The 14654-nt window shown below is 74.2% G+C and carries 15 protein-coding genes; 4 read left to right on the top strand and 11 right to left on the bottom strand.

What is annotated here, in order from left to right; translation table 11 throughout:
- Positions 1–86: 86 nt before the first annotated feature.
- From OH807_RS18225 to OH807_RS18215, 3 genes are all read right to left on the bottom strand, one after another.
- Positions 87–1061: a hypothetical protein gene (locus OH807_RS18225; protein WP_406199916.1), complete on the bottom strand. Its 975-nt coding sequence runs from the start codon at positions 1059–1061 to the stop codon at positions 87–89.
- Positions 1062–1154: 93 nt separating this feature from the next.
- Positions 1155–1574, bottom strand: a complete 420-nt coding sequence (locus OH807_RS18220; RefSeq protein WP_406199913.1) for a hypothetical protein — start codon at positions 1572–1574, stop codon at positions 1155–1157.
- Positions 1575–1717: 143 nt separating this feature from the next.
- Positions 1718–1999, bottom strand: coding sequence for a response regulator transcription factor (locus tag OH807_RS18215; protein WP_406199911.1), 282 nt, complete (start codon positions 1997–1999; stop codon positions 1718–1720).
- Positions 2000–2401: 402 nt separating this feature from the next.
- Between OH807_RS18215 and OH807_RS18210 the strand changes: the two genes are divergently transcribed.
- On the top strand, positions 2402–2950 hold the full coding sequence (locus OH807_RS18210) for a SigE family RNA polymerase sigma factor (RefSeq protein ID WP_406199908.1): 549 nt from the start codon (positions 2402–2404) through the stop codon (positions 2948–2950).
- Between the two features lie 71 nt (positions 2951–3021).
- A complete protein-coding gene (locus OH807_RS18205; RefSeq protein ID WP_406199906.1) occupies positions 3022–4032 on the top strand; it encodes a hypothetical protein in 1011 nt (336 codons plus the stop codon).
- Positions 4033–4123: 91 nt separating this feature from the next.
- Here the strand turns inward: OH807_RS18205 and OH807_RS18200 are convergent, their stop codons facing one another.
- The 8 genes from OH807_RS18200 to OH807_RS18165 form a co-directional block, all read right to left on the bottom strand.
- Positions 4124–4909: a type III pantothenate kinase gene (locus OH807_RS18200; protein ID WP_406199904.1), complete on the bottom strand. Its 786-nt coding sequence runs from the start codon at positions 4907–4909 to the stop codon at positions 4124–4126.
- A 32-nt stretch (positions 4910–4941) separates the two neighbouring features.
- Positions 4942–5910, bottom strand: a complete 969-nt coding sequence (gene nadC / locus OH807_RS18195) for a carboxylating nicotinate-nucleotide diphosphorylase (RefSeq protein WP_406199902.1) — start codon at positions 5908–5910, stop codon at positions 4942–4944.
- Positions 5911–5914: 4 nt separating this feature from the next.
- The gene (locus OH807_RS18190; RefSeq protein WP_406199899.1) at positions 5915–7588 is read right to left on the bottom strand and encodes an L-aspartate oxidase; all 1674 of its coding nucleotides are present in this window, start codon (positions 7586–7588) and stop codon (positions 5915–5917) included.
- Between the two features lie 5 nt (positions 7589–7593).
- Positions 7594–8055 (bottom strand): aspartate 1-decarboxylase, encoded by a 462-nt coding sequence (gene panD, locus OH807_RS18185; protein WP_406199897.1) that lies wholly within the window; start codon positions 8053–8055, stop codon positions 7594–7596.
- 254 nt (positions 8056–8309) lie between these two features.
- On the bottom strand, positions 8310–9215 hold the full coding sequence (gene panC, locus OH807_RS18180; protein ID WP_406199895.1) for a pantoate--beta-alanine ligase: 906 nt from the start codon (positions 9213–9215) through the stop codon (positions 8310–8312).
- A gap of 3 nt (positions 9216–9218) precedes the next feature.
- Positions 9219–10163, bottom strand: a complete 945-nt coding sequence (locus tag OH807_RS18175; protein ID WP_406199892.1) for a Rossmann-like and DUF2520 domain-containing protein — start codon at positions 10161–10163, stop codon at positions 9219–9221.
- 177 nt (positions 10164–10340) lie between these two features.
- Positions 10341–11030 (bottom strand): response regulator, encoded by a 690-nt coding sequence (locus OH807_RS18170; protein WP_406199890.1) that lies wholly within the window; start codon positions 11028–11030, stop codon positions 10341–10343.
- A gap of 45 nt (positions 11031–11075) precedes the next feature.
- Entirely contained in the window at positions 11076–12269 is a 1194-nt protein-coding gene (locus OH807_RS18165) for a sensor histidine kinase (RefSeq protein ID WP_406211069.1), read from the bottom strand.
- 165 nt (positions 12270–12434) lie between these two features.
- Between OH807_RS18165 and OH807_RS18160 the strand changes: the two genes are divergently transcribed.
- Together OH807_RS18160 and OH807_RS18155 are read left to right on the top strand one after the other, a co-directional pair.
- On the top strand, positions 12435–13460 hold the full coding sequence (locus OH807_RS18160) for an SAM-dependent methyltransferase (protein ID WP_406199887.1): 1026 nt from the start codon (positions 12435–12437) through the stop codon (positions 13458–13460).
- Positions 13457–14626 carry an NADH-quinone oxidoreductase subunit D gene (locus tag OH807_RS18155; RefSeq protein WP_406199886.1) on the top strand — a complete coding sequence of 390 codons (1170 nt, stop codon included), beginning with the start codon at positions 13457–13459 and terminating at the stop codon, positions 14624–14626. The genes OH807_RS18160 and OH807_RS18155 overlap by 4 nt, the downstream gene beginning before the upstream one ends.
- The last annotated feature ends 28 nt before the right edge of the window (positions 14627–14654 follow it).

The raw sequence follows: 14654 nt of genomic DNA, 5'->3' as shown, positions 1-14654 counted from the left end.
CCTCGATCCGGCCGCCCGGGCCCTCAGCTGTCGATTGGGTCAACCAGGCTTGTATACAACATTATTGATGAACAATCAGATACGTCTCAGCCCTGGCTCAGGGCCTGGGCGGCGAGCTTCATCCGGTTCTCGACGTCCTGCGCGACCGCGCGCATGGCCTCGGCGTTCCGCTCGATCAGCGCCGTCTCGTACGCGGACTCGACGGTGAACCAGATGCCGACCACGTTCTGCTCCGCCTTGCAGTTCGCGTCGGCGGTCGCGGTCGCCCGGGCCTTGTCCGAAGCGGCGCCGATCCGCTGCCACTGAGGGTCGTCGGTGGCCGCCATCGGGGTCGGGTAGTCGTAGCCCCGGGCCTTCATGCAGGTGGACCAGGCGGCGAAGGCGGCGAGCAGCCGCGGGTCGGCCTGCGACTGCTTCCAGCCGGAGTCCTTGATGTCCGAGGCGAGCTGGGCGTCACCGCCGTTGCCGTTGGCCTCCGTCGCGCCGAGCTTGCCGTTCGCCTCCCCGACGCAGCCGCCCGGCGGCACCGGCTGGCCGTTCACGTCCTGGCCGCCCGGTGCGGTGCGGCCCGGGGCGACCCCGCCGTCCGGGCTCCCGGTGAGGGCCAGCAGTTCGGCGGCCGGCAGCGGCGGCTGCGAGGGCTTCACCCCCGCTTGGAATCCCTTGACCGTGTAGCCGTACTGGGCGGCGTCGGCCGGGTCGGTGACGAAGTACCGCCACTGGGTCAGGCTGGTCGGCCGCGTCCCCGGCCGGTCCGGCGGCGGTGCGGCCGCGTAGGCGAAGCCGAAGCGGGTCATGCACCTGGTCACCAGCGCGTTCCGGGCCTCCGTGAGCCGCTTCTGCTGCACCTCGGTGAGCAGGTAGGCCTCGATCGGCAGTGCCTTGTCGTCCGCCCCGGCGAGCGTCGGGACGGCGGAGACCGACGGCGGCGTCACCTTGAGGCCCTCGCCCGACGGCGCGGCGGCCGGGGTGGCGGCCGAGGTGCAGGCGGCGGTCAGGAGCAGCAGGACGCCCCCGGCGAGCAGCGGCTTCCGGGCGGGGCGGGGATCGGTGGTGGCCATCTGGTGGGCGCTCTCCGTGGCTCGTCGGGCGGTCGAGGGGGCGCGGGCCCGTGGACGGTGGCCGTCGGGGCCCGCGCCGGTCGAGCGGCGGGGCTAGCCCACGTACTGCCAGGTGCCGGCGGCGTTGTCGTTCTGGACCACGGTCAGGTCCCGGAAGCCGTAGGGGCGGATCGACTCGTGGTTGCCCCACGGGGTGTCCCCGCTGCGCTCCCAGATGGTGATCTGCCAGTGCGGGTCGCCGTTGGCGACGGAGGCGGCGTGGTTCTTGACCTCCAGGCCGGCGCCGTTGCTGCCGTAGGGACCGGCGCTGAAGTACGACCCGGCGTAGTTGTTGACGGGCCCGGCGTGCGCGAACTGCGCGCCCAGTCCGTGGCCGGACGAGTTGTAGAACAGGCAGGCGTTGGTGTACGAGCAGCTGCCGGTGGTGGCCGAGGCCGCCGGGGCGGTCGCCACGGCGAGGCCGAGGCCGGTGGTGACCGCGGCGGCGACGGTCGCGATGCGCTTGATGTTCACGATGGATCCTTCGAACGGCCCGCCCCTGGAGGGGGAGGGGTGCGAAGGAGAGAAGCGTGGACTTCCCCCCATTGGAAGCGCCGGACGGCCGAAGCGGTGGCTCCGCCCGCCCGTGTGGCTCCGAACCTAAGGCACCGTGCGGCTCAACACCATTGGTCGCAGGTACAGTTGGACATCCGGTGGAAGAGCGCGACGAGTGCCAGCCGGAGCCGCGAGTCGACGCCCAGGCGTTCCATCAGCGCGGCCACATGGGCCTTGACGGTGCGTTCGGTGATGCCGAGCCGGTCGGCGACCTCCCGGTTGGAGAGGTCCAGGACGAGCAGCCGCAGGACCTCCTCCTGCCGGTCGCTGAGCTCCGCGATCCTGGCCGCGGGCCTGCGGAGTTCGTCCAGAGCAGGGTCGACGACTGTGCCGGATCCGTTCATGTACCCCCCAGTACGTGATGGCCCCCCGGCCGTGGGCCCGGTCGTGCAGGGGCCACGGGCGCGAAACTAGCACAGCGCGGCCGCGGATGGTGCGGGCCGGAAGCGACCTTCTGTCACGCCGACCGAACCGTGGGTGATTGTCCCGTTCGTACCCGGCGGGCCCGCCCCGCCCGGCGCCCGCCGAGTGCCAGGAGCCGCTTCCCGGTACGGAGTTCGGCACCGCGTTCGGCACCGCGTTCGGCACCGTTTCCGGTGTCGGGGCCGGGGCCGGGGCCGGCCCCGGCCCGGGGAGCGGTGCCCGTGGCACCCGCCGCCGGGGGAACCCGCGGAACGCCTGTAACGTCCCCGGCCGCCGGCGGGTCATCCAGGTGTAGGCGACAACGAGGCAGGGGAGCCCGGCAGATGGCACGAGAAGGTCAGTTTCGGACGGCGGGGGGCCGGGACGAGGACTTCCGGGCCTTCGCGGCGGCCCGCACCCCGCACCTGTACCGCACCGCCTGCCTGCTCGCCGGCGGCGACACCCACCTGGCGGAGGACCTCGTCCAGGAGGCGCTCGGGCGGATCTACGCCCAGTGGCACCGCACCTCCTGGTTCACCCCGCGCGCCCGGATCGACAACCCGGCCGGGTACGCGCACACCGTGCTGGTGCGTGCCTTCCTCTCGCACCGCAGCCGGCGCAGCAGCGGCGAGCGGCCCGTCGACACCGTCCCGGACGCCGCCGTCCGGGAGGGCGATCCGGCGCTGCGGCTCACCCTGGTCGACGCACTGGCCCGGCTCGCGCCGCGCGACCGGGCGGTGCTCGTCCTGCGCTACTGGGAGGACCGCAGCGTGGCGGAGACCGCCGAGACCCTGCGCAGCAGCCCGGGCGCCGTCCGGACGCAGACCGTCCGGGCGCTCGGCCGGATCCGCGGCGTCCTCGGCGACAGCCTCGGTGAACTCGCCGACCGCTGAGCCGGCCCCGCCCCGACCCGCCCGCACACCCGAACGACCCGACCCGACCCGACCCGAAACGGTGGTTCAGCATGTCCGCAGACCGGGACCTTCCCGACAGCCAGTACGAGCAGGACTTCTCCGCGGCACTCTCCCGCGCGGGGGAGGCCTTCCACACCGAGACCCTCCCGCTGGTCGACAGCGGCTGGTCCTACGGCCGCCGGCTGCGCCGCCGCCGGCGGGCGTCCGCCCTGGCCGGCGCCGCCGCGCTGGCGCTCATCGGCGTCGGCGGGGTGGCCGTCGCCGACCTGTCCGGTGGCGGAGGCGGCGGTCTCGGCCCGGCCGCCGGCTCCGCCGCACCGGTCTCCGGGCAGGAGTTCCTCGGCATGCTGACCGGCCTGCTGCCGGCCGGCCACGTCGTCGAGGTCGGCGAGGCCCGGGGGACGGAGAGCGACACCCCGCAGCTGCGGCTGACGTACGACGACGGGAACGGCGCGGTGCAGTACCTGTTCTGGATCACCCGCGCCGTGCCCGGCCTGGACGCCGACTGCGCGACCGCGACCGCGCCCGACGTCTGTGCCGAGTCCACCACGGCGAACGGGTCACGCGTCAGGACGTACCAGGCCGGGACGCGGTCCGGCGAGCCGGCCGGCTCGAAGACCTGGTCCGCCTCGCTGCACTCGAAGAACGGCTACCACCTGATGCTCCAGGAGTGGAACCGCGAGCCGCTGGAGAAGGGGGCGCCCGTCACCAGGACCGATCCGCCGCTGACCGTCGACCGGATGACCGAGGTCGTGTCGGACAAGCGCTGGGACCGGGTGTTCGCCGCGATCCCGGCGACGGGGACGGCCGGGAAGGCGGCCACCTTCCCGGCGCCGGGGGGCGGGGCCACCACGCTGCTGCCCTCCGACGTCGCCGCCTTGCTCGCCGAGGAGGCGGCGAAGGCGGGCGGGACGGTGGTCCTGCCCGTCCCGGCGACGCCGGGACCGGACCGGGTGCCGGACCCGGGGGCGACGACTCTCCTGCCCGTTCCGGCGACGCCGGTGCCGCCGGGCGCCGGCACCGCGCCGGCGGGGCCGGTCTCCCCGTCCGCCGGCCACTGAGGCCGGACGGCCCGGGGCCGACCGCGGCCGCGCGCACCGGTCCGGAGAGGCCGGGGCCGGAGAGGCCGGGCCCGGTCGCTGAGGCGCGGCCTCAGCTCGGGCGGTTGCGCTCGTACACCAGCCGCAGGCCGATCAGCGTCAGCCACGGCTCGTGCACGTCGATGGTGCCGGCCTCGCCGAGGACCAGCGGGGCCAGCCCGCCGGTGGCGATGACCTGGACGTCGTCCGGGTCCTTGGCGAGCTCCCGGGCCATCCGGTCGACCAGGCCGTCGACCTGGCCGGCGAAGCCGTAGAGGATGCCCGACTGCATGCCCTCGACGGTGTTCTTGCCGATCACGTTGCGCGGCCGGGCCAGCTCGATCTTGCGCAGCTGGGCGCCGCGCGCACCGAGCGCCTCCACCGAGATCTCGATGCCGGGAGCGATCGCCCCGCCGACGTAGTCGCCGCGGGCGTTGATCGCGTCGAAGGTGGTGGCGGTGCCGAAGTCGACCACGATGCACGGGCCGCCGTACAAGTGGTTGGCGGCCAGCGCGTTGACGATGCGGTCGGCGCCGACCTCCTTGGGGTGGTCCATCAGCACGTGCACGCCCGTCTTCACCCCGGGCTCCACGATCACCGCGGGGACGTCGCCGTAGTAACGGCGGGTCACCTCGCGGAACTCGTGGAGCACCGAGGGGACGGACGAGCAGATCGCCAGGCCCTCCACCGCGGCCTCCTTGACCGCGGTGTGCGAGCCCATCAGCCCCTGCAGGAGGACCGCCAGCTCGTCGGCCGTGCGGCGCGGATCGGTCGAGATCCGCCAGTGCTCGGCCACTTCCTCGCCGTCGAACAGGCCGAGTGTGGTCTGGGTGTTGCCGACGTCGATGGTGAGCAGCATGGGTGCCTTCTGCGTGAGGGGTGATCAGGTGATCAGGCGCGCAGGTCCAGGCCGATGTCCAGGATCGGCGAGGAGTGCGTGAGCGCGCCCACGGCCAGGTAGTCGACACCAGTCTGGGCGACCTCGCGCGCGGTGGCCAGGGTCAGTCCGCCGGAAGCCTCCAACCGGGCACGGCCGGCCACCAGCTCGACGGCCTCCTTGAGCTGCGCGACGGTGAAGTTGTCCAGCAGGATGAGGTCGGCGCCGGCCTCCAGCACCGGGGCGATCTGCTCCAGGGTGTCCACCTCGACCTCGACCGGCAGCTCGGGGTAGGCGGCCTTGACGGCCCGGAACGCCTCGGCGACGCCGCCGGCCGCGATCACGTGGTTGTCCTTGACCAGGGCCGCGTCGGAGAGCGCCATCCGGTGGTTGGCGCCGCCGCCGCAGCGGACCGCGAACTTCTGCAGCGCGCGCAGGCCCGGGGTGGTCTTGCGGGTGTCGCGGACCACCGCGCCGGTGCCCTCCAGGGCGTCCGACCAGGCGCGGGTGGCGGTGGCGATGCCGGACAGGTGGCAGAGCAGGTTGAGCGCGCTGCGCTCGGCGGTGAGCAGGTCGCGGGTGCGGCTGCGGACCGAGAGCAGCACCTGGCCGGCCTCGACCAGGTCGCCGTCCTGGACATGCCGCTCGACCTCGAACTCCTCCTCGCAGACCAGCGAGACGACGGCCTCGGCGATCCGCAGGCCGGCCACCACGCCCGCCTCACGGGCAGTGAAGTCGGCGGTGGCGACGGCGTCGGCCGGCACGGTGGCGACGGAGGTGACGTCCTCGCCGCCGGCGAGGTCCTCGGCCAGCGCCAGGGTGGCGATGTCCTCGACCTCGACCGGGTCCAGGCCGGCCTCCTCCAGCAGCTCGGCGAGCTGCGGGTCCAGGCCGGTCTCGTAGCCCTCGCCGTCCCCGCAGGCGCAGCCGTCGCCGCAGCCGCCCAGGTCGGCCAGGGGAAGGTCCTCGTGGGAGTGGGTCATGGTTCTACTGCTCCTCAGGGGTGCTGACAAGGTCGCCGGAGGCGGTGAGGGTGGTGATGAGGTGGCGCTGCCAGACGGCGTCGTCCCGCTCGGGGAAGTCCTCGCGCCAGTGGCAGCCGCGGGTTTCGGCGCGCTGCGCGGCGGCCTCCACCAGGGCGGTGGCGACCAGCAGCAGGTTGGCGGCCTCCCAGGTCTCCACCCGGGGGTCGGCCGGCTTCTCCTCGGCGACGTGCGCGTACGCCTGCTCGGCGAGCAGGGCGAGCCCGGCGGCGGCGCCGGTCATCGACGCGGCCGAACGCAGGACCCCGGCCCCGCGCGACATCAGCCGCTGGATCTCGGCGCGCGCCTCCGGCGCCGGCAGCGGCACCGGGTGGGCGGCCCGGGCGGCCGCGACGTCCACCGACCGCTCGGGCAGCTCGTCCGCGCGGTGCCGGCCGGTCAGGTCGGCGGCGATCCGCTCGGCGAAGACCAGGCCCTCCAGCAGCGAGTTGGACGCCAGCCGGTTGGCGCCGTGCACCCCGGTGCAGGCCACCTCGCCGCAGGCGTACAGCCCGGGGACGGTGGTGCGGCCGGACAGGTCGGTGCGGATGCCGCCGGAGGCGTAGTGCGCGGCCGGGGCGACCGGGATCGGCTCGGTGACCGGGTCGATGCCGTGCGCACGGCAGGAGGCGAGGATGGTCGGGAACCGCTGCTCCCACATCTCGGCGCCGAAGTGCCGACCGTCCAGGTACATGTGATCGGTGCCGTGCAGCTGCATCTGCCGGGTGATCGCCTTGGCGACGATGTCGCGCGGGGCGAGCTCGGCCAGCTCGTGCTGCCCGACCATGAAGCGGACGCCGTCCGCGTCGACCAGGTGCGCGCCCTCGCCGCGGACGGCCTCGGAGACCAGCGGCTGCTGGCCCGCGGCCTCCGCGCCGAGCCAGAGCACCGTCGGGTGGAACTGGACGAACTCCAGGTCGGTGACCTCGGCGCCGGCCCGCAGGGCGAGCGCCACACCGTCGCCGGTGGAGACCGGCGGGTTGGTGGTGGCCGAGAAGACCTGGCCCATGCCGCCGGTGGCGAGCACCACGGCGCGGGCCCGGATCGCCCCGACGCCGTCCCGCTGGCCCTCGCCCATCACGTGCAGGGTGAGGCCGGCGGCGTGTCCGGCGGCGTCGGTGAGCAGGTCGAGGACGAGGGCGTGCTCGATCAGCTCCAGGCCGGGGTCGCTGCGGACGGCGGTGACCAGCGCGCGCGATATCTCGGCGCCGGTGGCGTCCCCGCCCGCGTGCGCGATCCGGCGCCGGTGGTGGCCGCCCTCGCGGGTGAGCAGGATCTTGCCGTCCTCGCCGCGGTCGAAGGCCGCGCCGGTGGCGATCAGGTGGCGGACGGCCTCCGGGCCCTCGGTGACGAGGGTGCGCACCGCCGCCTCGTCGCAGATCCCGGCGCCGGCCACCAGGGTGTCGTGCAGGTGCTGCTCGGGGGTGTCGCCCTCGCCCAGGGCGGCCGCGATGCCGCCCTGCGCCCAGCGGGTGGAGCCGTCGTCGAGCATCGCCTTGGTGACCACCACGGCGCGCAGGCCGGCCTTGCGGACGTTGAGGGCGACGGTGAGACCGGCCACGCCGGAGCCGACCACCACGACGTCGGTGGTGGCCGTCCAGCCGGGGGCGGGTGCGGTGAGGCGGTGCGTGACGGGCATGACGTTCAGTTGCTCCTTCGGCGCGCGGCGGTCGTGGCCGCGTCGTTGCCGTCACCGTACGCTTCGTCGCCGCGGAGCAGCCCGGTGCCCTCCCCGGCCTCGGCCGGGTCGCCGCCCATGCCGGTGATCCGGTTGTCGGCGTCGACGAAGACGACCTTGGGCTCGTAGCCCTTGGCCTCGGCGGTGTCCATCTGCCCGTAGGCGATGAGTATGACGAGGTCGCCGGGGTGGACCAGACGGGCGGCGGCGCCGTTGATGCCGATCACGCCGGTGCCGCGCGGGCCGGCGATGGTGTAGGTCTCCAGCCGGGCACCGTTGTTGATGTCGACGATGTGGACGAGCTCGCCGGGGAGCAGGTCGGCGGCGTCCAGCAGGTCCTCGTCCACCGTGACGGAGCCGACGTAGTGGAGGTCGGCCTGGGTCACGGTGGCCCGGTGGATCTTGGACTTGAGCATGGTGCGGAGCATGGGGTCACGCCTCCTGTGAGTGCATGCCTGAAAAAGGGGGACTGCTACCGGTTACCGAACGATTCTGCGCCCGGTGCCCGTCCGGCCCGGGGCAGAATCCGCGCTTGGTGCACGTCCTCCGCCTGGCGGCAGATTCTGTGCCTGCTGTCCTCTGCCTGGCGGCAGATTCTGTGCTTGTTGTCCTCTGCCTGGCGGCAGATTCTGTGCCTGCTGTCCTCTGCCTAGCGGCAGATTCTGTGCCTGCTGTCCTCTGCCTAGCGGCAGATGACGTGGACGTTGTCGATCAGGCGGGTCGTCCCCACCTTCGCGGCCACGGCCAGCACCGCCCCGCCCTGGAAGTCGTCCGCGACCTCGGTGAAGTCGTGCGGGTCGATCAGGGCGAGGTAGTCGAGGGCGACACCCTCGGCGCCGTCGAGGGCGGCCGCGGCCGCCTCGCGGACGGCCTTCGGGCCCTGGGCGGCGACGTCGCGGCCGGCGAACAGGGCCTTGGAGAGGGCGAGCGCGTGCGCCCGGTCCTCCGCCGAGAGGTAGCGGTTGCGGGAGGACAGCGCGAGGCCGTCCTCCTCGCGGACGGTGGGCACGCCGATGATCTCGACGTCGAAGTCCAGGTCGGCGACCATCCGCTGGATGACGGCCAGCTGCTGGGCGTCCTTCTCGCCGAAGAGGGCGAAGTCCGGGTCGGTGATGTGCAGCAGCTTGGCGACCACCGTCAGCACGCCGTCGAAGTGACCGGGCCGGGTCGTGCCCTCGAAGCGGTCGCCCATCGGGCCGGCCGTCAGGCGCACCTGCGGCTCGCCGTTCGGGTAGACCTCGTCGACGGACGGTGCGAAGACCACGTCGGCGCCGTTCTCCTCGGCCAGCCGGACGTCCGCGTCGAGGTCGCGGGGGTAGCGTTCCAGGTCCTCGTCGGCGCCGAACTGCAGCGGGTTGACGAAGACGGTGACGGCGACCCGGCCGTCCCGGCCGACCTGCTTGCGGGCGGCCCGGACCAGTGCGGCGTGGCCCTCGTGCAGCGCGCCCATCGTCATCACGACCGCGTTGTCGACCGGCTGTTCGTCCGGCCAGAAGGCCGCCTCGAAGTCGCCGACGGTGTGGGTCACGACGGCCCGGTGGACCTTCGGGGCCCGCTGGACCTTGCCCGGCTGCTTGCCGCGTGCCATCAGTCAGTTCTCCTCGTTCAGTACGTCCAGCAGCGCCGCCGCCGACGCTTCGTCGATCGTCCCGTTGGCGAGTGCCCGCTGGGCGGTGGCCCGGGCCATCGCCCGGTAGGCGGCCGGGATGTCCGGGGACACCGTACTGAGCTGCGCCAGGTGGCGCCGCACGGTGCCCGCGTCGCCCCGGGCGACCGGGCCGGTGAGGGCCGCGTCGCCGGAGCGCAGGCTGTTGTCCAGGGCGGCGCCGAGCAGCGGGCCGAGCAGCCGGCCGGGCTCGGCGACCCCGGCGGTGCGCAGCAGCTCCAGCGCCTGCGCGACCAGGGTGACGAGGTGGTTCGCGCCGTGGGCGAGGGCCGTGTGGTAGAGCGGGCGGACGTGCTCCGGCACCCATTCGGGCTCGCCGCCCATCTCGACCACCAGCGCCTCGGCGACCGGCCGCAGCTCCTCGGGCGCCGTCACCCCGAACGGGCAGCCGGCCAGCCGGGCCAGGTCGACCGAGGTGCCGGTGAAGGTCATCGCGGGGTGCAGTGCCAGCGGCAGCGCCCCGGCCCGGGTGGCGGGCTCCAGGACGGCGACGCCGTGCGCGCCGGAGGTGTGCACGACCAGCTGGCCGGGGCGGACGGCGCCGGTCGCGGCGAGGCCGGCGACCAGGTCGGCCAGCGCGTCGTCGGGCACGGTGAGCAGGACGAGGTCGGCGGCGGCGAGCACCTGCGGCGGGGTGACGACCCGCACGCCCGGCAGCAGCGCCTCGGCGCGGCGGCGGGAGGTGGCGGAGACCCCGGAGGCGGCGACCACCTTGTGCCCGGCGAGCTGGAGGGCGGCGCCGAGCGCGGGGCCGACCCGGCCGGTGCCGACCACGCCCACGGCGAGCCGGGCCGGGCGGTTGCCGGGATCCGCGGGGTCGCCGAAGCCGTCGGCGAGCGGGGTGAGGTCGGCGCCGTCGGACGTACTCACGCGCCCACCCCCCACCGCTCGGCAGGGGCATTCGCCATTGCGCACCTCTCGACGGTGAGCTCGCTCCGCTCGCTCACGGCTCGGCCCTGGTCCTCACTCTCCGTTCCGGTCCCGTGTCGGGTACCGGACGTACCGGGCCATTCTACGGCCGGGCGGGGGCGGCCCGCCGACGCGAGGTCAGTCCGTGGCCCCGGCCCGGATCAGCCCCGCCTCGTAGGCCAGTACGACGGCCTGGACGCGGTCGCGCAGGCCGAGCTTGGCCAGGATCCGGCCGACGTGCGTCTTCACGGTGGCCTCGGAGAGCACCAGCCGGGCGGCGATCTCGCCGTTCGACAGGCCCTGCGCGACGAGCAGGAAGACCTCGCGCTCGCGCTCGGTGAGCGGGGCGAGGGTGTCCGGGCCGGCGGCGCTCGCCGGGGTGGGCAGCACCTCGGCGAAACGGTCGATCATGCGGCGGGTGGTGGTCGGGGCGACCACCGCGTCCCCGCCGTGCACGGCGCGGATCGCGGCCACCAGCTCGGTGGGCGGCACGTCCTTGAGCAGGAAGCCGCTGGCGCCGGCCTTGAGCGCGGCGAAGGCGTACTCGTCGAGGTCGAAGGTGGTGAGGATGAGCACGTGCGGGGCGTCCGGCAGCGGGCTGCCGTCCTCGGCGAGGCAGATCCGGCGGGTGGCCTGCACGCCGTCCAGCCGGGGCATCCGGACGTCCATCAGGATCACGTCCACCGAGGTGTGCCTGAGCCGCTCCAGGGCCTGGGCGCCGTCACCGGCCTCGGCGACGATCTCGATGTCGCCCTGCGACTGCAGGATCATCCGGAAGCCGGTGCGGAGCAGCTCCTGGTCGTCGACGAGCATCACGCGGATGGTCAAGGTGGCTCCTGGGGGGTTCGTGGGCGGCGACGCGGTGGGGTGGGGTCAGTGTGCTGCCTTGAGCGGCAGGACGGCGCGGATCCGGAAGCCCCCGCCGGGGCGCGGCCCCACGTCCAGGCTGCCGCTGACCATGCCGACCCGCTCGCGCATGCCGATCAGCCCGTGGCCCTGGCCGTCGGTGCCGCCGCCGGTCAGCTGCTCGTCGGTGGAGCCGCGGCCGTCGTCCTCGATCAGGACGGCCAGCTCGCGCTCGCCGAAGTCGACCGCGACCCGGGCGTGGACGTCGGGGCCGCCGTGCTTGCGGACGTTGGTCAGGGCTTCCTGGACGATCCGGTAGACCGTGAGCTCGACGCCGCGCGGCAGTTCGCGCGGGTCGCCGGAGGTGGCGAAGTCCACCTGGAGGCCGGCCGTGCGGACCTGCTCCAGCAGCTCGGGCAGCTCCTCCACGCCCGGCTGCGGCACGTACTCCTCGGCGGTGCCGGCGGTGCGCAGCACGCCCAGCAGCCGGCGCATCTCGACCAGCGCCTGGCGCCCGGTGGAGGCGATCGTGCCGAGCGCCTCCTTGGCCTGCTGCGGCGAGTTGTCCAGGACGTACGCGGCGCCGTCGGCCTGGACGATCATGACCGAGACGTTGTGCGCGACCACGTCGTGCAGCTCGCGGGCGATCCGTGCCCGCTCGGCGGCGACCGCCACCTTGGCCTGGGCGTCCCGCTCGCGCTCCAGCCGGGCGGCCCGGTCCTCCAGCTCGACCAGGTACGCGCGGCGCACCCGGGTGAGCCGGCCCCAGGCCCAGCAGAGGATGAAGGGGCTGGTCATCAGCCCCATGATCAGGAGCATCTCGCCGATGCCGTAGGGGTGGAACGTGGTGGTCTGGGTCTCGCGGTGGTACTCGCTCTTGAGCAGCCCCTGCTCCCAGAAGACCAGCGGCCCGGCGGCCAGGCCGGCGGCGAGCGCCAGCCGGGAGATCCAGCGCGAGCCGAAGGCGGCGCCGGTGTAGGCGAAGACCAGGTAGGCGATGCTGGCGGCGCCCGGGTCGACGTTCAGCGCGATCTGGGTGACACCGATCACCGCGGCGGCGGCCACCGTGAGGTCGGGCCGGCGCCGCCGGAAGACCATCAGCAGCGGCAGGACGATCGCGATGGCGAGCTGGACGCCCGCGCGCCACCCCTCCTCGCCCGCGTCGCTGGGCAGCACCCCGAAGAACAGCACGATCGCCGCCCAGGCGGAGTCGACCACCATGGGGTGACGGCGGAGCCAGGCGTTGAGTCGATGCACGTTTCAAGCCTAGGCAGTCGCGGGGTGTGCCCAGGTCCGCCGGGAGGGCGATCCGTCCTACTCCCTAGGTCGGAGAAGCCCGGACTCCGGTTGGGAGGGCCGCCCCCGGTCCCGGTAGCGTCCCGGGGCATGAGCTGGATGCGCTGGCGGCCCGCCATGGAACAGGCCCTGTACGCCCCGGACGGCGGCTTCTACCGCAGGCCGGAGGGCCCGGCCGGGCACTTCCGGACCTCCGTGCACGCCTCCCCGCTGTTCGCCCGGGCGGTGGCCCGGCTGCTGCTGGAGGTGGACGAGGCCCTCGGCCGTCCGGAGGAGCTGGCCTTCGTGGACGTCGGGGCCGGCCGCGGCGAGCTGCTGGCCGGGGTGCTGGGCGAGCTGCCGGGCGCGGTGCGGGCCCGGGTGCGGCCGTACGGGGTGGAGGTCGCGGCCCGGCCGGGCGGACTGCCGTCCACAGCCCTGTGGACGGACGAGGTGCCGCGCGGCGTCACGGGGCTGCTGTTCGCCAACGAGTGGCTGGACAACGTGCCGCTGGACTTCGCCGAGGTGGACGAGGACGGGGCGCTGCGCTACGTCGAGGTGGACGTGGCGACCGGCGAGGAGCGGGCCGGGGAGCCGGTGACGGAGACCGACGCCGCCTGGGCCGCCCGCTGGTGGCCGGCCGGTGGCCCCGGCGACCGTGCGGACCTCGGCGCCCCCCGGGACGCGGCCTGGGCCTCGGCGGTCGGCGCGCTGGAGCGGGGCCTGGCGGTCGCGGTGGACTACGGGCACACCCGGGCGACCCGCCCGCCCTTCAGCACCCTGACCGGGTTCCGGGCGGGCCGCGAGGTGGCGCCGGTGCCGGACGGCTCCTGCGACCTCACCGCCCACGTGGCGATGGACGCCGTCGCGGTGCCCGGTCTCCACAGCCTGTGGACAACCCAGCGCGAGGCGCTGCGGGCGCTCGGCGTCGCCGGGGCCCGCCCGCCGCTGGCCCTGGCCTCCACCGACCCGGCCGGCTACCTGCGGGCGCTCGGCGGCGCCGGGGAGGCCGCCGAGCTGACCGACCGGTCGGGGCTGGGCGCCTTCCACTGGCTGGCGCAGAGCGTCCGTATGCCGGTACCAGCGAGCCTGGGAGGCCTGGGAGGCCTGCCGGGATGGCAGACTCTGGGGTCATGAGGGAGACCACGGTCGGCATCGGGGCGGGAGCCGAGAACTTCACGGGCGGGGCGGGCAGCACCGACATGGTGCTCAACATCGGCCCGCAGCACCCCGCGACGCACGGCGTGCTGCGCCTGAAGCTGGCGCTGGACGGCGAGCGGATCGTCACCGCCGAGCCGGTGATCGGGTACATGCACCGCGGCGCGGAGAAGCTCTTCGAGGCCCGGGACTACCGGCAGATCATCATGCTGGCGAACCGGCACGACTGGCTCTCCGCCTTCGCCAACGAGCTGGGCGTGGTGCTGGGCGTCGAGCGGATGCTCGGCATGGAGGTGCCCGAGCGCGCGGTCTGGATCCGCACTCTGCTGGCCGAGCTGAACCGGGTGCTCAACCACCTGATGTTCCTCGGCTCCTACCCGCTGGAGCTGGGCGGGATCACCCCGATCTTCCACGCCTTCACCGGCCGCGAGGACCTCCAGCACGTGCTGGAGGAGGCCTCCGGCGGCCGGATGCACTACATGTTCAACCGGGTCGGCGGCCTCAAGGAGGACCTGCCGGCCGGCTGGCTCGGCCGGGTCCGCGCGGCGGTCGCCGTCGTCCGCTCCCAGCTGCCGGTCTTCGAGGAGCTCGTCCTCGGCAACGAGATCTTCCGCGCCCGCACCGCCGGCGTCGGCGTGCTCACCCGGGCGCAGGCCGAGGCGTACGGGGTCAGCGGACCGATCGCGCGCGCCAGCGGGCTCGACCTCGACCTGCGCCGCGACGAGCCGTACCTGGCGTACGGCTCGGACGAGCTGCGCGCGGTGCTGACGGTGGTCACCCGCGAGGAGGGCGACTGCCTGGCCCGGTTCGAGTGCCTGCTGGAGCAGACCGTCAACGCGCTGGACCTCGCCGACGCCTGCCTGGACAAGCTGGCCACGCTGGCGCCCGGCCCGGTGAACCTGCGGCTGCCCAAGGTGCTCAAGGCGCCCGAGGGCAGCACCTACGCCTGGACCGAGAACCCGCTCGGCGTGAACGGCTACTACCTGGTGTCGCGCGGCGACAAGACGCCGTGGCGGCTCAAGCTCCGCTCGGCGTCCTTCAACAACATCCAGGCGCTGACCGAACTGCTCCCCGGCACCCTCGTCGCCGACATGGTGGCGATCCTGGGCTCGATGTTCTTCGTCGTCGGGGACATCGACAAGTAGCCGGCCGGCCCCCGGAGCGGCCGGCCGG

The organism is Kitasatospora sp. NBC_01560 (assembly GCF_045208415.1).
Classification (GTDB): Bacteria; Actinomycetota; Actinomycetes; order Streptomycetales; family Streptomycetaceae; genus Kitasatospora.
This window is presented reverse-complemented; position numbering and strand designations above follow the sequence as displayed.